This is a genomic window from Pseudomonas sp. MPC6 (assembly GCF_006094435.1).
Classification (GTDB): Bacteria; Pseudomonadota; Gammaproteobacteria; order Pseudomonadales; family Pseudomonadaceae; genus Aquipseudomonas.
Genome location: NZ_CP034783.1, coordinates 1,323,927 through 1,348,760, shown reverse-complemented (window position 1 = coordinate 1,348,760; position 24,834 = coordinate 1,323,927). Strand labels below are relative to the sequence as shown.

24 protein-coding genes are annotated in these 24,834 nt (G+C 60.1%); 13 read left to right on the top strand and 11 right to left on the bottom strand.

Annotation, left to right across the window (positions count from 1 at the left end; genetic code table 11):
- The first annotated feature begins 76 nt into the window (after positions 1–76).
- Complete coding sequence (gene mprF / locus ELQ88_RS08245) at positions 77–2,719, top strand: bifunctional lysylphosphatidylglycerol flippase/synthetase MprF (RefSeq protein WP_138964514.1); 2,643 nt, start codon at positions 77–79, stop codon at positions 2,717–2,719.
- On the top strand, positions 2,719–4,008 hold the full coding sequence (locus tag ELQ88_RS08240; protein WP_128872817.1) for an AcvB/VirJ family lysyl-phosphatidylglycerol hydrolase: 1,290 nt from the start codon (positions 2,719–2,721) through the stop codon (positions 4,006–4,008). The genes mprF and ELQ88_RS08240 overlap by 1 nt, the downstream gene beginning before the upstream one ends.
- A gap of 165 nt (positions 4,009–4,173) precedes the next feature.
- Here ELQ88_RS08240 and ELQ88_RS08235 read toward each other — a convergent pair whose 3' ends face one another.
- Positions 4,174–6,075, bottom strand: coding sequence for a potassium transporter Kup (locus ELQ88_RS08235; RefSeq protein WP_138964512.1), 1,902 nt, complete (start codon positions 6,073–6,075; stop codon positions 4,174–4,176).
- A gap of 288 nt (positions 6,076–6,363) precedes the next feature.
- On the opposite strand from ELQ88_RS08235, the gene rimO reads away from it, so the two are divergent.
- The 5 genes from rimO to tsaA all read left to right on the top strand — a co-directional run bounded on the left by rimO (position 6,364) and on the right by tsaA (position 10,568).
- Positions 6,364–7,701, top strand: a complete 1,338-nt coding sequence (rimO, locus tag ELQ88_RS08225; RefSeq protein ID WP_128872814.1) for a 30S ribosomal protein S12 methylthiotransferase RimO — start codon at positions 6,364–6,366, stop codon at positions 7,699–7,701.
- Positions 7,702–7,815: 114 nt separating this feature from the next.
- Positions 7,816–8,289 (top strand): acetyltransferase, encoded by a 474-nt coding sequence (locus ELQ88_RS08220; protein ID WP_138964510.1) that lies wholly within the window; start codon positions 7,816–7,818, stop codon positions 8,287–8,289.
- A gap of 226 nt (positions 8,290–8,515) precedes the next feature.
- Positions 8,516–9,226, top strand: coding sequence for an rRNA pseudouridine synthase (locus tag ELQ88_RS08215; protein ID WP_138964508.1), 711 nt, complete (start codon positions 8,516–8,518; stop codon positions 9,224–9,226).
- A gap of 75 nt (positions 9,227–9,301) precedes the next feature.
- Positions 9,302–9,769 carry a DUF1456 family protein gene (locus ELQ88_RS08210; protein WP_128872811.1) on the top strand — a complete coding sequence of 156 codons (468 nt, stop codon included), beginning with the start codon at positions 9,302–9,304 and terminating at the stop codon, positions 9,767–9,769.
- A gap of 97 nt (positions 9,770–9,866) precedes the next feature.
- Positions 9,867–10,568, top strand: coding sequence for a tRNA (N6-threonylcarbamoyladenosine(37)-N6)-methyltransferase TrmO (gene tsaA / locus ELQ88_RS08205; protein ID WP_138964506.1), 702 nt, complete (start codon positions 9,867–9,869; stop codon positions 10,566–10,568).
- Between the two features lie 152 nt (positions 10,569–10,720).
- On the opposite strand, the gene fpr is transcribed toward tsaA, so the two are convergent.
- Positions 10,721–11,500 (bottom strand): ferredoxin-NADP reductase, encoded by a 780-nt coding sequence (gene fpr / locus ELQ88_RS08195; RefSeq protein ID WP_008054100.1) that lies wholly within the window; start codon positions 11,498–11,500, stop codon positions 10,721–10,723.
- A 149-nt stretch (positions 11,501–11,649) separates the two neighbouring features.
- Between fpr and ELQ88_RS08190 the strand changes: the two genes are divergently transcribed.
- Positions 11,650–12,576: a LysR family transcriptional regulator gene (locus tag ELQ88_RS08190; protein WP_128872808.1), complete on the top strand. Its 927-nt coding sequence runs from the start codon at positions 11,650–11,652 to the stop codon at positions 12,574–12,576.
- Here ELQ88_RS08190 and ELQ88_RS08185 read toward each other — a convergent pair.
- Complete coding sequence (locus tag ELQ88_RS08185) at positions 12,573–12,935, bottom strand: diacylglycerol kinase (RefSeq protein WP_064676136.1); 363 nt, start codon at positions 12,933–12,935, stop codon at positions 12,573–12,575. The genes ELQ88_RS08190 and ELQ88_RS08185 overlap by 4 nt on opposite strands.
- A gap of 74 nt (positions 12,936–13,009) precedes the next feature.
- Positions 13,010–13,660 carry a response regulator transcription factor ErdR gene (gene erdR, locus ELQ88_RS08180; RefSeq protein ID WP_128872807.1) on the bottom strand — a complete coding sequence of 217 codons (651 nt, stop codon included), beginning with the start codon at positions 13,658–13,660 and terminating at the stop codon, positions 13,010–13,012.
- On the opposite strand from erdR, the gene ELQ88_RS34065 reads away from it, so the two are divergent.
- Positions 13,653–13,799 (top strand): hypothetical protein, encoded by a 147-nt coding sequence (locus ELQ88_RS34065; RefSeq protein ID WP_161599949.1) that lies wholly within the window; start codon positions 13,653–13,655, stop codon positions 13,797–13,799. The genes erdR and ELQ88_RS34065 overlap by 8 nt on opposite strands.
- 78 nt (positions 13,800–13,877) lie before the next feature.
- On the opposite strand, the gene ELQ88_RS08175 is transcribed toward ELQ88_RS34065, so the two are convergent.
- Entirely contained in the window at positions 13,878–14,636 is a 759-nt protein-coding gene (locus ELQ88_RS08175) for a tRNA-uridine aminocarboxypropyltransferase (RefSeq protein WP_138964502.1), read from the bottom strand.
- A 188-nt stretch (positions 14,637–14,824) separates the two neighbouring features.
- Between ELQ88_RS08175 and ELQ88_RS08170 the strand changes: the two genes are divergently transcribed.
- The gene (locus ELQ88_RS08170) at positions 14,825–15,250 is read left to right on the top strand and encodes a quorum-sensing-regulated virulence factor family protein (protein ID WP_128872805.1); all 426 of its coding nucleotides are present in this window, start codon (positions 14,825–14,827) and stop codon (positions 15,248–15,250) included.
- Here the strand turns inward: ELQ88_RS08170 and ELQ88_RS08165 are convergent, their stop codons facing one another.
- Positions 15,251–15,451, bottom strand: a complete 201-nt coding sequence (locus ELQ88_RS08165; protein ID WP_064676132.1) for a hypothetical protein — start codon at positions 15,449–15,451, stop codon at positions 15,251–15,253.
- A 274-nt stretch (positions 15,452–15,725) separates the two neighbouring features.
- Between ELQ88_RS08165 and ELQ88_RS08160 the strand changes: the two genes are divergently transcribed.
- The gene (locus tag ELQ88_RS08160; RefSeq protein ID WP_128872804.1) at positions 15,726–16,844 is read left to right on the top strand and encodes a TIGR00730 family Rossman fold protein; all 1,119 of its coding nucleotides are present in this window, start codon (positions 15,726–15,728) and stop codon (positions 16,842–16,844) included.
- A 42-nt stretch (positions 16,845–16,886) separates the two neighbouring features.
- Here the strand turns inward: ELQ88_RS08160 and recX are convergent, their stop codons facing one another.
- The 3 genes from recX to ELQ88_RS08145 all read right to left on the bottom strand — a co-directional run bounded on the left by recX (position 16,887) and on the right by ELQ88_RS08145 (position 18,999).
- Entirely contained in the window at positions 16,887–17,354 is a 468-nt protein-coding gene (gene recX / locus ELQ88_RS08155) for a recombination regulator RecX (protein ID WP_046046277.1), read from the bottom strand.
- 8 nt (positions 17,355–17,362) lie between these two features.
- Complete coding sequence (recA, locus tag ELQ88_RS08150; RefSeq protein WP_128872803.1) at positions 17,363–18,415, bottom strand: recombinase RecA; 1,053 nt, start codon at positions 18,413–18,415, stop codon at positions 17,363–17,365.
- 83 nt (positions 18,416–18,498) lie between these two features.
- Complete coding sequence (locus ELQ88_RS08145; protein ID WP_138964500.1) at positions 18,499–18,999, bottom strand: CinA family protein; 501 nt, start codon at positions 18,997–18,999, stop codon at positions 18,499–18,501.
- A 273-nt stretch (positions 19,000–19,272) separates the two neighbouring features.
- Here ELQ88_RS08145 and mutS point away from each other — a divergent pair, with 273 nt between their 5' ends.
- Both mutS and fdxA read left to right on the top strand, forming a co-directional pair.
- Complete coding sequence (gene mutS / locus ELQ88_RS08140) at positions 19,273–21,852, top strand: DNA mismatch repair protein MutS (protein ID WP_138964498.1); 2,580 nt, start codon at positions 19,273–19,275, stop codon at positions 21,850–21,852.
- A 142-nt stretch (positions 21,853–21,994) separates the two neighbouring features.
- The gene (fdxA, locus tag ELQ88_RS08135) at positions 21,995–22,318 is read left to right on the top strand and encodes a ferredoxin FdxA (protein ID WP_128872800.1); all 324 of its coding nucleotides are present in this window, start codon (positions 21,995–21,997) and stop codon (positions 22,316–22,318) included.
- 487 nt (positions 22,319–22,805) lie between these two features.
- On the opposite strand, the gene rpoS is transcribed toward fdxA, so the two are convergent.
- Positions 22,806–23,813 carry an RNA polymerase sigma factor RpoS gene (gene rpoS / locus ELQ88_RS08130; RefSeq protein WP_138964496.1) on the bottom strand — a complete coding sequence of 336 codons (1,008 nt, stop codon included), beginning with the start codon at positions 23,811–23,813 and terminating at the stop codon, positions 22,806–22,808.
- Positions 23,814–23,918: 105 nt separating this feature from the next.
- Complete coding sequence (locus tag ELQ88_RS08125; RefSeq protein ID WP_128872798.1) at positions 23,919–24,776, bottom strand: peptidoglycan DD-metalloendopeptidase family protein; 858 nt, start codon at positions 24,774–24,776, stop codon at positions 23,919–23,921.
- Between the last annotated feature and the right edge of the window lie 58 nt (positions 24,777–24,834).

The window sequence follows — 24,834 nt, the reverse complement described above, 5'->3', positions numbered from 1 at the left end:
TAATTATTTTTTCTACAGGGATTGGTAACTTGGCTGGATACCCCCATCCTGTCGCGCACAATCCAAGAGGTGATTGATGCGCGCCAACTCGTCTGATCCACAAGACACCGTCACAGCGACACAACCGATCAAGGCCGAGCGTCTGCGCTTGCTGGACCTGATCAGCAAATACCGCCAACCCCTGGGCCTGGCCGTCACTCTGCTGTTGTTCGCTATCGCGCTGATTGCCTGTCGCCACCTGCTGAGCGAACTCGATCTGTACGCGCTGCACGACTCGATTCTCGAAGTACCGCAACCGGCGCTGCTCGGCGCACTGGCTGCGACCTTGGTCGGCTTCATCATTTTGCTCGGCTACGAATGGTCCGCCAGTCGGTATGCCGGCGTGACACTGGCGCCGCGCATTCTCGCCCTGGGCGGGTTCACCGCATTCGCCATCGGCAATGCCATCGGTCTTTCGATGCTCTCGGGAGGCTCGGTCCGCTACCGTTTATATGCGCGTCATGGCCTGGGGGCTTCGGAAGTCGCCCACATGACGCTCTTTGCCAGCCTCTCGCTCGGGTGTGCCCTGCCCCCGCTCGCGGCGCTCGCCACCCTCAGCGACCTGCCGGCCGCTTCCGTCGCCCTGGGCCTGTCCGAGCTAGTGCTGGGGGCGATCGCCGTCGCCGTACTGCTGCTTTTTACGGTGCTGGCGATCGGCATCTACCGCCGTCGCCTGCCGGAACAGCCTTACCCGGATAATCTGCTGGTCAAGGTCGGTCGCCGCACCTTGCGCCTGCCAGGGCGTCGCCTGACGTTCCTGCAATTGGTCATCACTGCCCTGGACGTGGCCGCCGCCGCGACCGTGCTGTATCTGTTGCTGCCCGAAGCCCCGCCCTTTGGCGCCTTCTTGCTGGTGTACCTGCTGGCCCTGGCGGCCGGGGTGCTCAGCCACGTGCCCGGCGGTGTCGGGGTGTTCGAGGCCATCCTGCTGGCCGCCTTCGCCGACAAGCTCGGTGCCGCGCCACTGGCTGCCGCGCTGCTGCTCTATCGCCTGATCTATGTGGTGCTGCCGTTGCTGGTGGCCTGTCTGCTGCTGCTGATCAACGAAGGCCAGCGTCTGTTTCAGACCCGCCAGACACTGCGCGCCGCATCCGGCCTGGCCGCACCGATCCTGGCGGTGCTGGTGTTTCTATCCGGCGTGGTGCTGCTGTTCTCCGGCGTGACCCCGGAAATCGATACGCGCCTGGAACACATCGGTTTTCTGATCCCGCATCGACTGGTCGACGCCTCGCACTTCGGCGCCAGCCTGGTCGGCGTGCTGTGCCTGCTGCTGGCCCAAGGTCTGCGCCGGCGCCTGTCGGCCGCGTGGATGCTGACCACCATTCTGTTGCTGGTGGGTGCCCTGCTCTCGCTGCTCAAGGGCTTCGACTGGGAGGAAGCCTGCCTGATGACCCTGACCGCGAGCCTGCTGGGGGTTTTCCGGCGCTCGTTCTATCGCCCCAGCCGCCTGACCGAACTGCCCTTTTCGCCGCTGTATCTGGTGTCCAGCCTGTGCGTGCTCGGCGCGTCGATCTGGCTGCTGCTATTCGCCTATCAGGACGTTCCCTACAGCCATCAACTCTGGTGGCAGTTCACCCTCGACGCCGATGCCCCCCGTGGCTTGCGTTCGCTGCTGGGGGCCGCCGTCCTGCTGCTGGTGGTGTCCCTGACCTGGCTGCTGCGCACCGCGCGCCCGGTGATCCATCTACCCACGCCCGATGAGCTGGATCGCGCGACCAAAATCCTCATGGCTTCCGCCCAACCGGATGGCGGCCTGGCCCTGACCGGTGACAAGGCGCTGCTGTTCCACCCTGACGACCAGGCGTTCCTGATGTACGCACGCCGTGGTCGCAGCCTGGTGGCCTTGTATGACCCGATCGGCCCGGCCCAGCAACGGGCCGAGATGATCTGGCAGTTCCGCGACCTGTGTGACCTTCACCACGCCCGCCCGGTGTTCTATCAGGTGCGCGCCGAGAACCTGCCGTACTACATGGACATCGGCCTGACGGCGATCAAGCTCGGCGAAGAAGCCCGGGTCGATCTGCAGCGCTTCGACCTCGAAGCCAAGGGCAAAGAGATGAAGGACCTGCGCTACACCTGGAACCGTGGCACCCGCGACGGCCTGTCGCTGGAGATCCATGAGCCGGGGCAAGCGCCGATGGATGAGCTCAAGGTGATCTCCGATGCCTGGCTGACCGGCAAGCACGTGCGCGAGAAGGGTTTCTCCCTCGGCCGTTTCAGCGATGCCTACCTCAAGCATTTCCGCATCGCGGTGATTCGGTTCGAAGGTCGCCCGGTGGCGTTCGCCAACCTGCTGGAGACCTTCGGCCATGACCTGGCCAGCCTCGACCTGATGCGCGCGCACCCGGAGGCCCCCAAGCTGACCATGGAGTTCATGATGGTCGGCCTGATCCAACATTATAAAAATCATGGCTACGCGCGTTTCAGCCTGGGTATGGTGCCGTTGTCGGGGTTGCAACCCCGTCGCGGCGCACCGCTGACCCAGCGCCTGGGCTCGATGGTGTTCCGCCGTGGCGAGCAGCTCTACAACTTCCAAGGCTTGCGCCGCTTCAAAGACAAGTTCCAGCCTGACTGGGAACCCCGTTATATGGCCGTGCCCGCCGGACTCGATCCGCTGGTAGCCCTGGCCGACACTGCCGCCCTGATTGCGGGCGGCTTGACTGGATTGGTGAAACGCTGATGATTCAACGCTCCCTGCGGTACGTACTGAGCACACTGGTAGTGCTGGCCCTGGTCCTTGGCGGCGGTTATTGGTACCTCAAACGTCCGGCACCCGAACCCACCCTCGAACAGCTGGCACCCGCCGACGGTGCGGCGATGACTCGAGTCATCCCCGGCAACACACCGCGCGCCCAGGTGCTGGTGGCGGTCAACGCAGACCAGAAGCTCAGCGACAAACAACTGCTGACCCTCAGCCGCAGCGGCTCGGCGCAGATCGTCCAGGTGATCCTGCCCAAAGATTGCCTGCTGCAAAGTCGTGCCCTGCAATCCGGCCTGAGAGAACTCAAGGGCCCGGCGACGCTGGTCAGCGGCATCGGCCCAGGCGCCGTGCTCGCCTGGCGCTGGCTGTCCGAACAGAAGAACGACAAGGCCCAGGCCGTTTCGGTGGACCTGGCCCTGGAAAAACCCGGTTGCACGCATCTGCTGCCGAAAAGCGCCTCCCACGGTCACTGGCTGGTGGCCTGGAACGACAATCCGGATGACACCAGCGCCGGCTTCGTGCGCGATCAGCCGAACGCCGAAACCAGCATCAGCGACTACGACATCAACCTGCCGCAAGTGCTGAACAACGAACTGCGCAAGTTCCTGGTCGGTGGCGACAAAGCCGCTGGCGGCCTGCAGATCCCGGTGGTCGAAGTGCCGGCCGGCCAGGCCCGGGACACGGTCACCCTGTTCCTGTCCGGCGACGGCGGCTGGCGCGACCTGGACCGCGACGTGGCGGGCGAGATGGCCAAGATCGGCTATCCGGTGGTCGGCATCGATACCCTGCGCTACTACTGGCAGCACAAGAGCCCTGAGCAAAGCGCGCTGGACCTGGCCGAACTGATGCAGCATTACCGGCAGAAATGGGGCACCAAACGCTTCATCCTCACGGGTTACTCGTTCGGCGCCGACGTCCTCCCGGCGATCTACAACCGCCTGGAGCCCGCGGAGCAACAACGGGTCGACGCCATTATCCTGCTGGCCTTCGCCCGCACCGGCAGCTTCGAAATCGAAGTCGAAGGCTGGCTCGGCAACGCTGGCAAGGAAGCCGCCACCGGCCCGGAAATGGCCAAGCTGCCGGCGGAGAAAGTGGTGTGCATCTACGGGGAAGAAGAAGTCGATGAGAGCGGCTGTACCGACAAGACGGCCGTGGGCGAGGCGATGAAGCTGCCTGGCGGGCATCACTTTGATGAGAACTACCCGGCTTTGGCCCAGCGGTTGGTGGATGTGATCGAGAAGCGCCAGGCGAAGGAAACGGCGCTGTAGGAGCAAGCTTGCTCGCGATGGACGTCAACGATAACGCATTCATCCTGGATGAACGTGTTGCTTTCGAGTCCTTCGCGAGCAAGCTCGCTCCTACAGGTGATCAGGCGCCCCGCCCACAAAAAAGCCCCCGCTGCCTTTACGGCAACGGGGGCTTTTTGATGGGGCTTACATTTCCACCTGGGTACCCAACTCAATCACCCGGTTCAATGGCAGATTAAAGAACCGCAAATTGCCATTGGCATTCTGCAACATGAAGGCGAACAGCGCCTCGCGCCAGCGGGCCATGCCTTCGAGCTTGGAAGCGATGACCGTCTCGCGGCTGAGGAAGTAGGTGGTGCGCATCGGGCTGAAGTCCAGGTCATCGAGATGACACAGTTTCAGCGCCTGCGGCACGTCCGGCTCATCGATGAAACCAAAGTGCAGGATCACCCGGAAGAAGCCTTCGCCGTGGGATTCGACCTCGAAGCGCCGCGTCGGCGGTACCCGCGGAATGTCTTCGTAGACCACCGTCAGCAGCACCACTTGCTCGTGCAACACCTGGTTATGCAGCAGGTTGTGCAGCAACGCGTGGGGCACGGCGTCCGGGCGGGCGGTGAGGAACACCGCGGTGCCCTGGACGCGATGGGGTGGTTGGACGGCGATGCTGCTGATGAAGATCGGCAGCGGCAATCCGCCCTCGTCGATTCGGTCGACCAGCAGTTGCTTGCCGCGCTTCCAGGTGGTCATCAGGATAAACAGCACAATCCCCGCCAGCACCGGAAACGCACCGCCCTGGATGATCTTCGGCACGTTGGCGGCGAAGAACAGCCCGTCCACCAGTAAGAAGCCGATCAGCAGCGGCACGGTCAGTAGCGGCGGCCATTTCCACAACAGCAGCGCCACTGCCGATACCAGGATGCTGGTGATCAACATGGTTCCGGTTACGGCTACGCCATAAGCCGATGCCAGGGCACCCGACGATTCAAAGCCCAGCACCAGCAGAATCACGCCTACCATGAGCGCCCAGTTCACCGCACCAATGTATATCTGCCCCTGTTCGGCACTAGAGGTATGCTGAATACGCATGCGCGGGATGTAACCCAGCTGGATGGCCTGGCGGGTCAGCGAAAATGCTCCGGAGATCACCGCCTGGGAAGCGATCACCGTGGCCAGGGTCGACAGCACCACCAGTGGCACCAGGGCCCAGCTCGGGGCCAGCAGGTAAAACGGGTTGCGCGCCGCCTCTGGATTTTCCAGCAGCAAAGCCCCCTGACCAAAGTAATTGAGCACCAGACCCGGCAGCACCAAGGCGAACCAGGCACGGGCAATCGGCTTGCGGCCAAAATGGCCCATATCGGCGTACAACGCTTCAGCGCCAGTCAAGGCCAACACCACTGCGCCGAGAATCGCCACGCCCATGCCCGGGTGAACGACGAAAAAGCGCACACCCCAGGCCGGGTTCAGGGCATTGAGTACTTCCGGGTGCTGGGCAATGCCGTGAATGCCCAAGCCCCCAAGCACCACGAACCACAGCACCATCACCGGCCCGAACAGTTTGCCGATCCGGTCGGTGCCATGTTTCTGGATCAGGAACAGGGCCACCAATATCACCAACGACATCGGCACAACCCAGTGCTCAAGGCCATCGAAGGCGACTTCCAGACCTTCCACTGCCGATAGAACCGAAATCGCCGGGGTAATCATGCTGTCGCCATAAAACAGCGAGGCACCGATCAGCCCGAGAATCACCAATATGGAACGCAATTTTGGATAGGGCGCCGCAGCCCGACGAGCCAGCGCGGTCAGCGACATGATGCCGCCTTCGCCCTGGTTGTCGGCACGCAGGATGAACAATACGTACTTGATCGAGACCACCCAGATCAGCGACCAGAAAATCAACGCCAGGATACCGAAGACACCGTCATGATTGACTTGCACGCCGTATTGTCCGGAGAACACTTCTTTGATGGTGTACAACGGGCTGGTGCCGATGTCGCCGTAAACCACCCCCGCCGCCGCGACCAGCATGCCGATCGGCTTGGCCGCCGAATGCTCGGCACCCGCTGCCTGACTACTTGCCTGACCCATCCACCACTCCTACACCCAGATCCGGACTTCTTTGAAAGAAGCACTATGCTTTACCGTGCAGCATGCGCTGTTTTACTTGTTGTTACAGACGTTTTATTGACTGTAGAAATCGGTAAAGCGTAACAGCGCGAAGCATAGCGCAGCACTCGTCGTATTTCCCCGTATAAAGCTGGTCAAGTGCGCCTCTCATCGCTAGAATTGCGCACTTTTTGATCAGAGACGCGATAAAGCGTCCGTCTGTCGCCTTGCCGATCACGGCTGGAGGCGTCACAAATACCGAGGTTAGACATGTCCACCACTCCTGCGCCGGCCAATCCAAAGGTTGGCTTCGTATCCCTGGGTTGCCCCAAAGCACTGGTCGATTCCGAGCGCATCCTTACCCAGCTGCGCATGGAAGGCTATGACGTCGTGTCCACCTATCAGGACGCCGACGTCGTGGTGGTCAACACCTGCGGCTTCATCGATTCGGCCAAGGCCGAGTCCCTGGAGGTGATCGGCGAAGCCATCAAGGAAAACGGCAAGGTCATCGTGACCGGCTGCATGGGCGTCGAAGAAGGCAACATTCGCAAGGTGCATCCGAGCGTGCTGGCCGTGACCGGCCCGCAACAGTACGAGCAAGTGGTCAACGCCGTGCACGACGCCGTGCCGCCGCGCCAGGATCACAACCCGCTGATCGACCTGGTGCCGCCGCAGGGGATCAAGCTGACCCCGCGTCACTACGCCTACCTGAAGATTTCCGAAGGCTGCAACCACAGCTGCAGCTTCTGCATCATCCCGTCGATGCGCGGCAAACTGGTCAGCCGTCCGGTCGGTGACGTGCTCGACGAAGCCCAGCGCCTGGTCAAGGCCGGGGTCAAGGAGCTGTTGGTGATCTCGCAAGACACCAGCGCCTACGGCGTCGACGTGAAGTACCGCACCGGGTTCTGGAACGGCGCGCCGGTGAAAACCCGCATGACCGAACTCTGCGAAGCCCTGAGCAGCCTGGGCGTCTGGGTGCGCCTGCACTACGTATACCCGTACCCGCACGTCGACGAGCTGATCCCGCTGATGGCCGCCGGCAAGATCCTGCCGTACCTGGACATCCCGTTCCAGCACGCCAGTCCGAAAGTCCTGAAAGCCATGAAACGCCCGGCCTTCGAAGACAAGACCCTGGCCCGCATCAAGAACTGGCGCGTGATCTGCCCGGACCTGATCATCCGGTCGACCTTCATCGTCGGCTTCCCTGGCGAAACCGAAGAAGATTTCCAGTACCTGCTGAACTGGCTGACCGAAGCCCAGCTCGACCGTGTCGGCTGCTTCCAGTACTCGCCGGTCGAAGGCGCACCGGCCAACCTGCTGGACGCGGCCATCGTGCCGGACGACGTCAAGCAAGACCGCTGGGACCGCTTCATGGCGCACCAGCAGGCCATCAGCTCGGCGCGCCTGCAAATGCGCGTCGGCCGTGAAATCGAAGTGCTGGTCGATGAAGTCGACGAGCAAGGCGCGGTCGGCCGCTGCTTCTTCGATGCCCCGGAAATCGACGGCAACGTGTTCATCGACAACGGCAGCAACCTGAAACCAGGCGATAAAGTCTGGTGCAAAGTGACTGACGCCGACGAATACGACCTGTGGGCTGAACAGATCTAAACGCAATAAATACGAAAAGCCCTGCTCTCTTGACGAGATGCGGGGCTTTTTTACGACTATCGTTTTGTGGGAGAAAGGACTCGCACGATCAACTGCCAAAAGGGGCATTCGGCCATGCGCCAACATTCGGTCGTCCAAACGCCGAAACAGAGCGACTACAAAGAACTGACGCAGGTGTGGGAAGCCTCGGTGCGCGCCACCCACGACTTTCTGCCCGACAGTTACATCGAACTGCTGAAGAACCTGGTGCTGACCCGCTACCTCGATGCGGTCATGCTCATCTGCACCAAAGACTCGCGCCAGCGCATCACCGGGTTTGCCGGGGTCGCGGCGGGCAAGATCGAAATGCTCTTCATCGACCCGGCGCATCGCGGCGAGGGGCTGGGCAAGCAGTTGTTGCGGCATGCCCTGGAGCACCTGAATGCCAACGAACTGGATGTCAACGAACAGAACCCGCAAGCCCTGGGGTTCTACTTCAAACAGGGCTTCGAGGTGATCGGCCGTTCGGAAGTCGATGGCATGGGCCAGCCGTATCCGCTGTTGCATATGCGCCTGCGTCAGGCACAGCAATTGAAACGCAATGCCTGACACAACACAGAACCCTGTAGGAGCGGGCTTGCCAGCGAAGGCGGCCTCAAGCCATACAGCGCTTATGAGGACGCCTTCGCTGGCAAGCCGGCTCCTACAAGGTCCCTTCGCTGCGGTGCGGTGATCCGCCAAGCCACACACAAAAAGCTGTACGGCGCAAATGGAGCCGGGATTAACCGGCGCCCAGCAGGTACAATGCCCACCCCTTTTTTGTTACGGCCCTGTCATGACTGACCCGATTCGACTCTCCAAACGCCTCATCGAACTCGTCGGCTGTTCCCGTCGGGAGGCTGAGCTGTTCATCGAGGGCGGCTGGGTCACCGTGGACGGTGAAGTCATCGACGAGCCGCAGTTCAAGGTCGACACCCAGAAAGTCGAGCTCGATCCAGAAGCGAAAGCCACTGCGCCCGAGCCGGTGACCATCCTGTTCAACGTTCCGGCGGGCATGGATGCGGACACGGCCCTGGCGACCATCAGCGCCGAGACCCTGAGCGAAGAACACCGCTTCAGCAAACGCCCGCTCAAGGGCCACTTCCTGCGCCTGACCGCCAGTACTGACCTGCAGGCCAACGCCAGCGGTTTGCTGGTGTTCACCCAGGACTGGAAGATCCTGCGCAAGCTCACCGCCGACTCCGCCAAGATCGAGCAAGAGTATGTGGTCGAGGTTGAAGGCGACATGGTGGCGCACGGCCTCAATCGCCTGAACCACGGCCTGACTTACAAGGGCAAGGAATTGCCGCCGGTCAAAGCCAGCTGGCAGAACGAAAACCGCCTGCGTTTTGCGATGAAGAACCCACAACCGGGAGTGATCGCCCTGTTCTGCCAGGCCGTCGGCCTGAAGGTCGTCGCCATCCGCCGCATCCGCATTGGCGGTGTATCCATTGGCAAAGTACCCTTGGGGCAATGGCGCTACCTGTCCGGCAAAGAGAAGTTCTGAGACTGCTCACGCCGCCACACATTCTGGCGCCGCTGTTTATGCGGCGCCCACTGCCGATTATCAGGATTGCACACCATGATTCATAACGACGTACTGCGCAGCGTGCGCTACATGCTCGACATCAGCGACAAGAAAGTCATCGAGATCATCAAGCTCGGCGGCATGGACGTGACCCTGCCAGACCTGCTGACGTACCTCGACAAGAAAGAAGAAGACGAAGAAGGCTTCGTCCGCTGCCCGGACGACGTCATGGCGCATTTTCTCGATGGCCTGGTGATCTTCAAGCGCGGCAAGGACGAAAGCCGTCCGCCGCAGCCGATCGAAACGCCGGTGACCAACAACATCATCCTGAAGAAACTGCGCGTAGCCTTCGAACTGAAGGAAGACGACATGCACGCGATCCTCAAGGCCTCCGAATTCCCGGTGTCCAAGCCGGAGCTGAGCGCGCTGTTCCGCAAGTTCGGCCACACCAACTACCGTGCGTGCGGCGACCAGTTGCTGCGCAACTTCCTCAAGGGCCTGACCCTGCGCGTGCGCGTGTAGGAGCCGGCTTGCTGGCGATGGCGATCACACCATCGCCACCGACCCAGCGGTGGCTCGGGTTATCATGCCCACCCTCATTCCCCTTCGACCCCAACCCATGACCTACAGCGTCTCCCCCATCGGCTTCGTGCGCTCCTGTTTCAAGGAGAAGTTCGCCATTCCGCGCCAGCCGCAACTGGCCCCCGCCGCTCGCGGCGTGCTGGAACTGGTGGCACCGTTCGATCAGGGTGACGCGGTGCAGGGCCTGGAGCAGGTCAGCCACGTCTGGCTATTGTTCCTGTTTCATCAGGCCCTGGAAGAAAAGCCCCGCCTGAAAGTCCGCCCGCCTCGCCTCGGCGGCAACAAGTCCATGGGGGTATTTGCCACCCGTGCGACCCATCGGCCCAATGGCATCGGGCAATCCGTGGTGAAGCTGGACAAGGTCGAAGCCGGTCGCCTGTGGATATCCGGCATCGACTTGCTCGACGGCACGCCGATCCTCGACATCAAACCTTACGTGCCGTACGCCGATATCATCGATACGGCGTCCAACAGCATCGCCAGCGCTGCGCCGCTGATGATTCCAGTGCAGTGGACGGCTTCGGCATTGCAACAGGCGCACGGGCACGCTCAGCGCCTTGGCGAGCCCTTGGTGGAGCTGATCGAGCAATGCCTGGCGCAGGATCCGCGCCCGGCTTACCAGACGCCTGCGCCAGAGCGGGAATATGGGGCGCAGTTGTGGGATGTGGACGTGCGGTGGCATTACCCCGAGGCGGGCCTGATCCGCGTCCTTGAAGTCATTCCCGTGCGTCGGCCATAAAAAAGCCCGCATGACCTTCTCAGGTCATGCGGGCTTTCTGTAGGAACTGGCTTGCCAGCGAAGGTCCTGAATGCGCCGCGTTTACCCGGTAAACACGCGTTATCGTTAACGACCTTCGCTGGCAAGCCAGCTCCTACACAAGTGACCTGCGGTCACTTTTCGACGAACGCTCGCTCGATCAGGTAGTCACCCGGCTCGCGCATCCGCGGCGAGACTTTCAGGCCGAAGCTGTTCAACACTTCGCTGGTCTCGTCGAGCATGCTCGGGCTGCCGCACAACATGGCGCGATCGTCCTGCGGGTTGATCGGTGGCAGGCCGATATCGCTGAACAGCTTGCCGCTGCGCATCAGGTCGGTCAGGCGACCTTCGTTCTCGAACGGCTCACGGGTCACGGTCGGGTAGTAGATCAACTTGTCACGCAGGGCGTCGCCGAAGAACTCGTTCTGCGGCAGGTGCTCGGTGATGAATTCGCGATAGGCGACTTCGTTGACGTAACGCACGCCGTGGCACAGGATCACTTTTTCGAAACGCTCGTAGGTTTCCGGGTCCTGGATGACGCTCATGAACGGCGCCAGGCCGGTACCGGTGCTGAGCAGGTACAAATGTTTGCCAGGCTTCAAGTCGTCCAGCACCAGCGTGCCGGTAGGCTTCTTGCTGATGATGATCTCGTCGCCTTCCTTCAGGTGCTGCAACTGGGAAGTCAGCGGGCCATCAGGCACCTTGATGCTGAAGAACTCCAGATGCTCTTCCCAGTTCGGGCTGGCAATCGAGTAAGCACGCATAAGCGGGCGGCCGTTGGGCTGTTGCAGGCCGATCATCACGAACTGACCGTTCTCGAAGCGCAGGCCCGGATCGCGGGTGCACTTGAAGCTGAACAGAGTGTCGTTCCAGTGGTGAACACTGAGGACACGCTCGTGGTTCATGTTGCTCATGTACGTGGGACTCCTGGAGATTTGTCTGCGCGCGCTCTGCGCCTGCTCTGAAAAAAATGAGCTGCTGTGCGCAATTGCATCGCATTCTAATGGCAGCCACAATATCTGTTAACTGGATTATTAAGATAAGGGTTATCGGTTATATCGATATGCGATTTACTCTCCGTCAACTTCAAGTATTCGTCGCCGTCGCCCAGCAGGAAAGCGTATCCCGCGCGGCGGGTCTGCTCAACCTCTCGCAATCGGCGGCGAGCACCTCGATCACCGAGCTCGAGCGCCAATGCAGCTGCCAGCTGTTCGACCGCGCAGGCAAACGGCTGGCCCTCAACGCCCTCGGCAAACAGCTGTTGCCGCAAGCGGTGGCACTGCTCGATCAGGCCAAGGAAATCGAAGACCTGCTCAACGGCAAGTCCGGTTTTGGCTCCCTGGCGGTCGGCGCGACCCTCACCATCGGCAATTACCTGGCCACCCTGCTGATCGGCAGCTTCATGCAGCGTCATCCGGAAAGCCAGGTGAAGCTGCATGTGCAGAACACCGCCAACATTGTGCAGCAGGTTGCCCACTATGAAATTGATCTGGGTCTGATCGAAGGCGACTGCAGTCATCCGGACATCGAAGTGCAGAGCTGGGTCGAGGATGAGCTGGTGGTGTTCTGCGCGCCCCAGCATCCACTGGCCAAGCGGGGCACGGCGACCATGGATGAGCTGAGCCACGAGGCCTGGATCCTGCGGGAGCAAGGCTCGGGCACACGGCTGACGTTTGACCAGGCCATGCGTCACCACCGTAGCGGACTGAATATTCGCCTGGAACTGGAACACACCGAAGCGATCAAGCGCGCAGTGGAATCAGGGTTGGGGATTGGCTGCATTTCGCGGCTGGCGCTGCGCGATGCCTTCCGCCGCGGCAGCCTGGTACCGGTGGAAACCCCGGACCTGGACCTGGCGCGGCAGTTCTATTTCATCTGGCACAAACAGAAATACCAGACCTCGGCGATGCGCGAATTCCTCGACCTGTGCCGCGCGTTCACCGCAGGGGTTCAGCGCAGCGACGAGATCGTGCTGCCCACCATCGCTTAAAGCAGGATCACCGCCCACACCAAGGCGATCATGGTCAACGCCACCAACTGCGCGGCGCTGCCCATGTCTTTGGCATTCTTCGACAGCGGATGCAGCTCAAGGGAAATGCGGTCAATGGCCGCTTCCACTGCCGAATTGAGCAATTCGACAATCAAAGCCAACAGACAGACGGCAATGAGCAGCGCCTGCTCGACACGGCTGACGTTCAGGAAGAACGAAATCGGGATCAGGATGACATTGAGCAGAACCAGTTGCCGAAAGGCCGCTTCGCCGGTGAAGGCTGCGCGCAGGCCATCGAACGAGTAACCGGAGGCGTTGAGGATACGTTTGAGGCCGGTCTGGCCTTTGAAAGGTGACATAGAGTAGGCAACTGACTGAAAAGAAGTGGGAAAGCTAGACCAAGCCCGGTCAAAAAAGCGTGAACGGTCAGGCTTTAGTGGCTCGAAATTGACTCGAGTTGTTGCAGAAGCAATGCCGCCTGGGTCCGGGTCCGCACATTCAGCTTACGGAAAATCGCCGTGACGTGGGCCTTGATCGTCGCTTCCGAGACGCTCAGCTCGTAGGCGATCTGCTTGTTCAGCAAACCTTCGCAGACCATGGTCAACACCCGAAACTGCTGCGGTGTCAGACTGGCAAGTCCGGCGCTGGCAGCCTTGGCTTCAGCGGAAACGCTCACGTCTTCGAACGCCTGGGGTGGCCAGAAGACGTCGCCATCGAGTACCGCTCGCACCGCTTTTTGAATGACGCTCAGGTCGCTCGACTTGGGAATGAAACCGCTGGCCCCGAATTCACGGGACTTCACCATGATCGATGCTTCTTCCTGGGCGGAGACCATGACCACCGGAATCTGCGGATACTGACCCCGCAATAGCACCAGCCCGGAAAATCCGTAGGCCCCCGGCATATTCAGGTCCAGCAGCACCAGATCCCAATCGGCCTTTTCGTCCAGACGGGTTTCAAGTTCGGCAATGCTCGCCACTTCCACCAGCCGGACCTCCGGACCGAGGCCGAGGGTCAACGCTTGATGCAGGGCGCTACGGAAAAGAGGATGGTCATCGGCAATCAGGATTTCGTATGTGGCCATTTTTAAAATGATCCTGTTTTTCAAACGAGGTGCAGCCACGGAGCTGCATCGACAGGGCACGTTCAACGCCAATTACATAGCTGTTCACGCAGCTATTCGCGCAAAGAAAAACGGCGTATCAAACCTGGCCGCGCCCTGATCGGCGCCAAGCATGCCCAGCGAAGCCGGGGTGGTCAAGCGACGTAGCCCGTCCAGTCGCTTGCAGTATGGACGACGCTCAGCACGTCACCGCAGCCGCGTTCTGCACGAAGGGCATCAGCTCGGCGTGTGCCGGTGTCGCAACGTTCATCTCCAGCTGATGTTTCGCATCGAGGTAATGCTGACTGAACACATCGAAATAAGCGTCCAGTGCCGACGCAGCCTCGACATCGCCCGCCAGATCGAGACACAGCGCCGCCACTTCCGCCGTGCACAGGTGCTCGCTGCGGGTCGAGCGTCGCAGCCGGTACCGGGAGAGTTTTTCGGGTAGCAGGCTCAGGATCGGAAGCGCATCGAAATAGGGGCTTTTGCGGAAAATCTTTCGGGCTTCGGTCCAGGTTGCATCCAGCAGGATGAACAACGGCCGCCGGCTGCTATCAGCCTTGACACCATGGGTCACTCGCTCAGGCTCGACGTACTCGCCCGGGAACACCAGATAGGGTTGCCATTGCGGATCGGACAGCAGCTGCAACAGTTGCTGGTCGACTTCGGTCCGTGACCAAATGAACGCATGGTTGTCCCGCACCACATCGGCGATCAGCCACCCGGTATTACTGGGCTTGAACACTTCCTTGCCGGTCATGATCAGGCACACCCCGGAGCGAGTCTCGACCTGCGGACGCCAGGCACACAGGCAGTGGCTCTCGATCACACGGCAGGCACGGCAACGCGGGGCTCGCCAGCCACGAGCCTGGATCGGCCTGATGCCTTCATCTTCGCGCTGGTCGCGCAGGCGCGCGACAGCATTCAACGCAAAAGGCTTGAGTGCATGGCTCATCGCAGGCAACACCGGAAGGGGTAGGAAATCGACACGAAAATACTCGGCAAGACAGGAAGTGCCCGCAGTTTATCAGACCGGCCGGCGCAAGCCTGTACCGTCCAGGCCACCTCCCCTATAATTCGCCGCCACTGAACGCACAGTCATGTGGCTGGTCGAACCACCAGTCACTGAACCAGGAGAGTTTCATGCTGCGCCTTATCGTTCCTACCGCCGCCATTTTGCTGGCGTCGTCCTTCAACGCTCAGGCTGCTTCCTTGAAAGACATGGAACTGAGCAAAATGCTGCAAAACGTTGCCGCTCAAAGCAGCGTCGGCACTCCACGAGCGATCAACGAAGACATTCTCGATCAGGGCTATACCGTTGAAGGTAAAGAGTTGATCAACCACCTCAGCGTCCAGAGCAGCCACGCCGACAAAATGCGCGCCGACCCGAAAGCGGTGTATTTCCAGCTCGGCTCCACCGTCTGCAACAACCCGGGCTTTCGCAAGCTGATGGCCAAGGGCGCAATCATGCGTTACGAGTTCACCGAGGTGAAGACCAACCGTCCGGTCGCGAGCGAGCGCTTCCAGGAATCGGATTGCCCGAAAGCTGCACCCGCGAAGAAAAAGTAATCATTGGGAATTGGCGCGCCGCTGCTCATCCTCGGCGCGCAGTTCTGCCAACAGCGCCTGCAAGTAGCAAGAGCGTCGCTCGGCAGCCTCAAGACGCCGGCAACACTCCTCCTCGAGACTCAAATGGTGATTCTCGGCCGATGACTTCAGCAATCGATACAGTTGCGTATCGATTTCGATTTCCAGAATGACTCTCGTCATTGCTTCCGGCTCCCTGCGCCTCGCCCTGCGTGAGCGATAAAATCCTTCAACCGCTTGTGTCGTGCGTCCAGCCATTGACGCAAAGTTGTCATGTCACACCTGTCTTTTAGTAAATCAGAGTGATGCACAGTCAGCTTTCCGTTCAGACGAGCGGTGAAATCACCTTGCAAACCGTCAATAAGCGGTTGCCAGGAAAGACTTTGCGGCGCAATGATCAAGTCAGCGCAAATCCTCGCGAGGGTCTAGAGTCATAGTGTGCAGAAGGAGAAGCTGAATGCCTTACCAACCGAATGACCTCCTGAGCCGTCATTTTGAAGAAAGCGGCCACGACCTCACCAGCAAGGTCGAAGAACAACTCAACCTGGTTTCACCCAACAGCCCGAACATCCCCATTTACCGCGACATGATCCTGACCGTGCTACGCATGGCCCAGGAAGATCACAACCGCTGGAATGCCAAGATAACCCTGCAAGCCTTGCGCGAACTGGAACATGCCTTCCGGGTGCTGGAACAGTTCAAGGGACGACGCAAAGTCACGGTTTTCGGCTCGGCCCGAACGCCGATAGAACATCCGCTGTATGGCTTGGCCCGAGAGCTCGGCGCGGCGCTGGCGCGCTCGGACCTGATGGTCATCACCGGCGCCGGTGGCGGCATCATGGCGGCGGCCCACGAAGGTGCCGGCCTGGAACATAGCCTGGGGTTCAACATCACCCTGCCCTTCGAGCAGCATGCCAACCCCACCGTCAATGGCACGACCAACCTGCTGCCCTTCCACTTCTTCTTCACCCGCAAACTGTTCTTCGTCAAGGAAGCCGATGCGCTGGTCCTGTGCCCCGGCGGTTTCGGTACGCTGGATGAAGCGCTGGAAGTACTGACCCTGATCCAGACCGGCAAGAGCCCGCTGGTACCGGTGGTGCTGCTGGATGCGCCGGGCGGCAAGTTCTGGCAAGGCGCACTGGACTTCATTCACCAGCAACTGGAGGAGAATCGCTACATCCTGCCCACCGACATGAAGCTGTTGAGCCTGGTCTATAGCGCCGAAGAGGCGGTGGAGCAGATCAATCAGTTCTACCGCAACTTCCACTCAAGCCGCTGGCTCAAGCATCAGTTCGTGATCCGCATGAACCACAAGCTCAGCGACGACGCGCTCGAACACATGCAAGGCGCATTCGCCGACCTGTGCCTGAGCGATCACTTCCACCAGCATGCCTACAGCGGCGAGGAGCACGACGAACCGCAGTTCAGCCACCTGGCGCGACTGGCCTTCACGTTCAATGCCCGTGATCATGGACGCCTGCGGGAACTGGTGGACTACATCAACCTGCCGGAAAACTGGGCGCAGTCAAAACCCCAGGCGCAACAGCGCACGCGGGAACCGTCAAAAGTTACGTGAGCCAAAAAAACGGCCCGCTATCGAAATAGCGAGCCGTTTCATTCAATCGTCCATCCCTCGGCCGCTGAACAAGCGGCTGATCATCTCCATGGAATATCCCCGATAACTCAGGAACCGGCCTTGTTTGGCGCGCTCCCTGGCGTCTATGGGTAAATGTCCGGAGAATTTGCGCCGCCAGGTATCTTCCAGTTGTTCCTGCCAGTTGATACCGCTCTCGCGTAACGCAAGTTCGATGTCAGTACGTTGCAGTCCGCGCTGGCTCAACTCTTCGCGAATACGCAAAGGGCCATAACCGGAACGGGAACGGTAGGAAACGAAACTTTCCAGGTAACGGGATTCGGACAACAGGCCCTCTTCCGTCAAGCGGTCGAGTGCGGTGTCGATCATTTCAGGAAGAGCGCCGCGCTGACGCAGTTTACGCGTCAGCTCGACTCGACCATGCTCGCGTCGCGCGAGCAGGTCCATTGCGGTTCGCCGCACTGCGACGAGTGTATCGAGTACAGCAGTCATCGGATCAATCAGACGTCCACTTCTACCAGGTCATCCGCTTTCTCTTTGGCCGGCGAAGCTTTGACGTCCGGTGCTGGAGACAGCAATTTGTCGCGCAATTGCTTCTCGAGGGTCGCGGCGATGTCCGGGTTTTCTGCCAGGTACTTGGCCGAGTTGGCTTTGCCCTGACCGATCTTGGTGCCGTTGTACGCATACCAGGCACCGGACTTCTCGACGAAACCGTGCAGCACACCCAGGTCGATCATCTCACCGTTGAGGTAGATGCCCTTGCCATAGAGAATCTGGAACTCGGCCTGACGGAACGGCGAAGCCACCTTGTTCTTCACGACCTTGACGCGGGTCTCGCTACCAACGACTTCATCACCTTCTTTCACCGCGCCAGTGCGACGGATGTCCAGACGAACCGAGGCGTAGAACTTCAGCGCGTTACCACCGGTAGTGGTTTCCGGACTGCCGAACATCACACCGATTTTCATGCGGATCTGGTTGATGAAGATAACCAGGCAGTTGGCGTTCTTGATGTTACCGGTGATTTTACGCAGAGCCTGGGACATCAGACGGGCTTGCAGGCCCACGTGCATGTCACCCATTTCGCCTTCGATTTCAGCCTTTGGCACCAATGCCGCCACGGAGTCGACGATGATCACGTCAACCGCGTTGGAACGCACCAGCATGTCGGTGATTTCCAGGGCCTGCTCGCCGGTGTCCGGCTGGGAAACCAGCAGGTCGTCGACGTTGACGCCCAGCTTGCCGGCATATTCAGGGTCGAGGGCGTGTTCGGCGTCGACGAATGCGCAGGTCGCGCCGGCTTTTTGAGCCTGGGCGATCACCGACAGTGTCAGCGTGGTTTTACCCGAGGATTCAGGGCCGTAGATTTCAACGATACGGCCTTTTGGCAGACCGCCAATGCCGAGCGCGATGTCCAGCCCCAGAGAGCCAGTGGAGATAGCCGGGATCGCCTGACGGTCCTGATCGCCCATACGCATTACGGCACCCTTGCCGAATTGACGTTCGATCTGACCCAGGGCCGCAGCCAAGGCTTTCTTCTTGTTGTCGTCCATTAAAGTCCTCACGTAATCAATAAGGCCTGACGGCCAACACCTGTATAAGTAGCCAGTATTATTCCACAGCGCTTGAGGATCGCCTACCCCTGATTTGAGATTTCTCCAGCTGCATGGCGCAGTAGCCCCTCTAGCGCGGCCTTCACCGTTTGTCGGCGAACTTCGTCGCGGTTGCCGGGGAAGTGCTGCACCTCGCTGAATACCCGCTCGCCGACGCCCCATGCCAGCCACACCGTGCCCACCGGCTTGCTGGGCGACCCGCCATCGGGCCCGGCGACGCCACTGACCGCCACGGCAAAATGCGCGCGGCTTTTTTCCTGCGCGCCCCGCACCATCGCCTCGACCACCTCGCGACTGACCGCCCCAACCGTCGCAAACAACTGCGCAGGGACATTCAATTGCTCGATTTTCTGGCGGTTGGAGTAAGTGACATAACCCGCCTCGAACCACGCCGAGCTGCCGGGAATGCGGGTAATGGCCTCGCAAATCCCGCCACCGGTACAGGACTCGGCGGCCGTGACGTGGGTATTGAGAACCTGCAGGCGCCTGCCAAGTTCAGCGGCCAGTTGGGTGATTTCTTTCACGGTCCTCTCCTGAAAGGCTGAATGGGACTACCGTACACGAGCGGATCGCGCTTGCAAGGCACGGCATCAATCAAGATGTTAACGGCCAAAGATGACGCCGGCTCGCTCTCGGCCATCCATTGGCGGGGCTTAATGATCTGGGCGCTATTTTTGTCGGGCTTTCATGCCTGCGTCGGGTGGACCGCCCATGTTAACCTTGCGCCCATCGCGGAAAAGCCGGGCCGTCGCCCCTCCTTTGCCCTACACCTTTCAACGAATTTGCCTGATTATCCGATGAATAAAGCGCTCTCCGATCTGTCCTCCCACACGCCAATGATGCAGCAGTACTGGCGCCTGAAAAACCAGCACCCCGACCAGCTGATGTTCTACCGCATGGGCGACTTCTACGAGATCTTCTATGAAGACGCGAAGAAGGCCGCCAAATTGCTGGACATTACCCTGACCGCCCGTGGGCAGTCGGCCGGTCAGGCGATTCCGATGTGTGGGATTCCTTACCACGCCGCGGAAGGTTATCTGGCGAAACTGGTTAAGCTCGGCGAGTCGGTGGTGATTTGCGAGCAGGTCGGCGACCCGGCTACCAGTAAAGGACCGGTGGATCGCCAGGTGGTGCGGATCATCACCCCGGGCACGGTGAGTGACGAGGCGCTGCTGGATGAGCGTCGGGACAACCTGATCGCTGCGGTGCTGGGTGACGAGCGCCTGTTCGGTCTGGCCGTGCTGGATATCACCAGCGGCAATTTCACGGTGCTGGAAATCAAGGGTTGGGAAAACCTGCTCGCCGAACTGGAGCGGGTCAATCCGGTGGAGCTGATGATCCCGGACGACTGGCCGAAAGATTTGCCTGCGGAGAAACGTCGCGGGGTTCGTCGCCGTGCGCCGTGGGATTTCGAGCGTGACTCGGCGCTGAAAAGCCTCTGCCAACAATTCTCGACCCAGGACCTGAAAGGTTTCGGCTGCGAAAACCTGACGCTGGCCATCGGCGCTGCCGGCTGCTTGCTCAGCTATGCCAAGGAAACCCAGCGCACTGCCCTGCCCCACTTGCGCAGCCTGCGTCATGAGCGCCTGGACGACACCGTCGTGCTGGACGGCGCGAGCCGGCGCAACCTGGAACTGGACACCAACCTGGCCGGCGGTCGCGATAACACCCTGCAATCGGTAGTCGACCGTTGCCAGACCGCCATGGGCAGCCGCTTGCTGACCCGCTGGCTGAACCGCCCGCTGCGCGATCTGACGGTATTGCTGGCGCGCCAGACGTCGATCACCTGCCTGCTCGACGGCTACCGCTTCGAGAAACTGCAACCGCAGCTCAAGGAAATCGGGGACATCGAGCGGATCCTGGCGCGGATCGGTCTGCGCAATGCCCGTCCTCGCGACCTGGCTCGCCTGCGCGACGCACTCGGTGCACTGCCAGCACTGCAAGTGGCGATGAGCGAACTTGAAGCGCCACACATCATTCAACTGGCCGGGACCACCAGCACCTATCCGGAACTGGCGGCCCTGCTGGCAAAAGCCATCGTCGACAACCCGCCCGCGGTCATTCGAGACGGCGGCGTGTTGAAAACCGGCTACGACAGCGAACTCGACGACCTGCAATCGCTCAGCGAAAACGCCGGGCAGTTCCTGATCGATCTCGAAGCGCGCGAAAAGGCCCGCACCGGCCTGTCACACCTGAAGGTCGGCTACAACCGTGTCCACGGTTACTTCATCGAATTGCCGAGCAAACAGGCCGAATCGGCGCCCGCGGATTACATCCGCCGTCAGACGCTCAAAGGTGCCGAGCGCTTCATCACCCCGGAACTGAAGGCGTTCGAAGACAAGGCCCTGTCGGCCAAGAGCCGCGCCCTGGCCCGCGAGAAGATGCTCTACGAAGCACTGCTCGAAGACCTGATCGCCCAACTGCCGCCTCTGCAAGACACCGCCGCCGCCCTGGCCGAGCTGGACGTGCTGAGCAACCTGGCCGAGCGTGCACTGAACCTGGACCTGAACTGCCCGCGTTTCGTCGACGAGCCCTGCATGCGCATCAGCCAGGGTCGTCACCCGGTGGTCGAGCAAGTGTTGACCACGCCGTTCGTGGCCAACGACCTGAGCCTCGACGACAATACGCGCATGCTGGTGATCACCGGCCCGAACATGGGCGGTAAATCCACCTACATGCGCCAGACCGCCTTGATTGTGCTGCTGGCGCACATTGGCAGCTTCGTGCCGGCAGCCAGCTGCGAATTGTCGCTGGTGGACCGGATCTTTACCCGGATCGGTTCCAGCGATGACCTGGCGGGCGGCCGTTCGACCTTCATGGTCGAGATGAGCGAAACCGCCAACATCCTGCACAATGCCACCGAGCGCAGCCTGGTGCTGATGGACGAAGTCGGTCGCGGCACCAGCACCTTCGACGGCCTGTCCCTGGCCTGGGCCGCCGCCGAACGCCTGGCGCACCTGCGTGCCTACACGCTGTTCGCCACCCACTATTTCGAGCTGACAGTGTTGCCGGAAGCCCAGCCGCTGGTGGCCAACGTGCACCTCAATGCCACCGAGCACAACGAGCGAATCGTGTTCCTGCATCACGTGCTGCCGGGGCCTGCCAGCCAAAGCTACGGCCTGGCGGTTGCGCAATTGGCCGGTGTGCCGAGCGAAGTGATCGTGCGGGCTCGCGAGCATCTGGGCCGACTGGAGGCCACTGCCCTGCCTCACGAAACGCCGAAGCCCGCCAAGGGCAAACCGGCCGTGCCGCAGCAGAGCGACATGTTCGCCAGCCTGCCGCATCCGGTGCTGGACGAACTGGCCAAACTCGACCTGGATGACATGACCCCGCGTCGTGCACTCGAAATGCTCTATGCACTAAAGACACGGGTCTAACGCACTTGCCTGCAAGCTGTTAGAATCTCGCGCGGTTTGGGATGCTGCTGGCTAATAGCCTGGCCAGCAGACTATCGCTCCCGAACCTGGCGACCCCAACGTGAAGGGGCTCCGCTGCCGCCGCCTGAGGAGAAATCTAGAAATGACCTTCGTCGTCACCGACAACTGCATCAAGTGCAAGTACACCGACTGCGTAGAAGTCTGTCCGGTGGACTGCTTTTACGAAGGCCCGAACTTCCTGGTGATTCACCCGGATGAGTGCATCGACTGCGCACTGTGCGAACCTGAATGCCCTGCCGTGGCCATCTTCTCCGAAGATGAAGTCCCGGAAGATATGCAGCAGTTCATTCAGCTGAACGTTGAGCTGGCCGAAATCTGGCCCAACATCACCGAGAAGAAAGAATCGATGCCCGACGCCGAAGAGTGGGATGGCGTCAAAGGCAAGATCAAAGACCTCGAACGCTGATTGCTCCCGCGTTCTCGAAAAGGCCCCTTGCGGGCCTTTTTGCTTTTCTGCAGGCAAAAAAAGGGGCGGTTTGACCCGCCCACATTTTTTTCCCTAGTCCCTGTGTTCCTTTTCATCGTCCTGATGAATCGCGTCCTGCGATGTCCTTTCCCCTCATCCTTGAAGGGCGTGTCTGTCCGTTGACACAACCTGAATACTAGAGCGTTCCCGGCCGGGAGCAAGCGGCCACAAACGCCAGAATGCGCTGTCATATGCTCGTAACTTAATAAAATAAGTCTATGAATCAACCGGATAAGAAATCCGTGGGCGGAGAATGGAAGACTGCCACACTGTAAAAATAACGAACACTTACAACAGGGTAAGCAAAGACTTACAGCACGAGACTACAAAGCTGAGGTGATGTCGCAGACCGGGCAAAACCCGTCTGGTAGATAACAAAAAGCCCCGAACCAGTCGGGGCTTTTGTTGCATGCCTGGCAACTACTTATTATTGGAACAGCGACTCGCTCGACAGGCCATTCTTCTCGAGAATCTCTCGAAGACGTTTCAGGCCTTCAACCTGAATCTGTCTGACCCGCTCCCGGGTCAGGCCAATTTCCAGGCCTACATCTTCAAGCGTACTGCTCTCGTGCCCGCGCAGGCCGAAGCGGCGGATGACCACCTCGCGTTGCTTGTCGGTCAGTTCCGAGAGCCATTGATCGATGCTCTGGGACAGGTCGTCATCCTGCAACAGTTCGCATGGATCGGTTGGGCGGTCATCGGTAAGGGTGTCCAGCAGGGTTTTGTCCGAATCCGGGCCCAGCGAAACGTCGACCGAAGATACCCGCTCGTTGAGGCCGAGCATGCGCTTGACCTCTGCCACTGGTTTTTCCAGCAGGTTGGCGATTTCTTCGGGTGAGGGTTCATGATCGAGCTTTTGCGTCAGTTCCCGTGCAGCCCGCAGGTAGACGTTAAGCTCCTTGACCACATGGATCGGCAACCGGATGGTCCGGGTCTGATTCATGATTGCGCGCTCGATGGTCTGACGAATCCACCAGGTTGCGTAGGTCGAAAAGCGGAAGCCACGTTCAGGGTCGAACTTCTCTACCGCCCGGATCAGTCCGAGGTTGCCCTCTTCGATCAAGTCCAGCAGCGACAGGCCACGATTGACGTAACGCCGGGCGATTTTCACCACCAGCCTCAGGTTACTTTCAATCATGCGTTTGCGACCGGCAGGATCTCCACTTTGCGACAATCGCGCAAAATGAACTTCTTCTTCGGGAGATAACAGAGGGGAAAAACCAATCTCATTGAGATACAACTGCGTGGCATCGAGCGCACGCGTGTAATCAATGTACTTGTGTTGCTTTAACGAGGCGGAGTGTTTGGATTTGGCACGAACGGAAGGTGGAGCAGCCCCTTCATCATTCGACATCGAATCCGTGTCGATGCCGGTCTCCATAAGGAGAACCTCATCGTCGATGTCAAACTCCGGCACTTCTTTACTGAGAGCCATTGTTATAGTCCTTTGGTGAGTTCGACCCCAAGCTCTAGCGGCGCCTTTATCCTTGGCAACGCTGAAGCCTGTCCCCTCTACGTGACGGAACAGGCTGGATAGCGATCAACGCCGCGGCAGGAATTGCAGCGGATCTACAGGTTTACCTTGTCGGCGAATCTCAAAGTGCAGTTTCACCCGGTCTGTACCCGTTGACCCCATTTCGGCAATTGTCTGTCCGACCTTGACCTGCTGCCCCTCCTGAACCAACAGCCTGCGGTTATGTCCGTAGGCACTGACGTAGGTATCGCTGTGTTTGATGATGACTAATTCGCCGTAGCCCCTTAAGCCACTCCCGGCGTACACCACCGTCCCATCAGACGCAGCTAAAACAGGCTGTCCCAAATCCCCGGCGATATCAATTCCTTTATTCAAACTCCCGTTTGAAGAGAATTTACCAATAAGAATGCCATTAGATGGCCACCCCCAGCCGGTCGGGGCGGGACCCGCCGCGGGCATCGGAGCGGCTGCAGGTTTGTTCGCGACGGACGGTACAACCACCGCTGTACTGGTAGTCGCACCGTTGGCAGGACGTCGGAAGACCGTGGTTCTACTCGACGACGAAGGCGTTGAACTGGCCGAACTGACCACGGTGGTCGGCGTTGAACCGGTGCGACCATCGAAGCGAATCGTCTGCCCCGGATGGATCGTATAAGGCGCAGGAATGTTATTGCGTGCAGCCAGCGCCTTGTAGTCCCAACCGTAGCGAAAGGCGATGGAGAACAGAGTGTCCTTGGGGCGGACGACGTATTGACCCGTCGTCACTGCCGGACGCTGCGCGACGGAATTGTTGCGATCGATGACGCGCACGTCGCTCGACTTGTTGCTGGAACAACCAACCAGCAAGGTGCTCAAGACGAGGCCAGTCACCAGGCGCTGAAAGCTCGTTATACCCATTCGGTGCGCAATGACTGTGAGACTCACCCGCCGCTCCCTTTGTGGTGGCTGAAAATGTGGATTGCCGTGTTACGGCACGAAATGT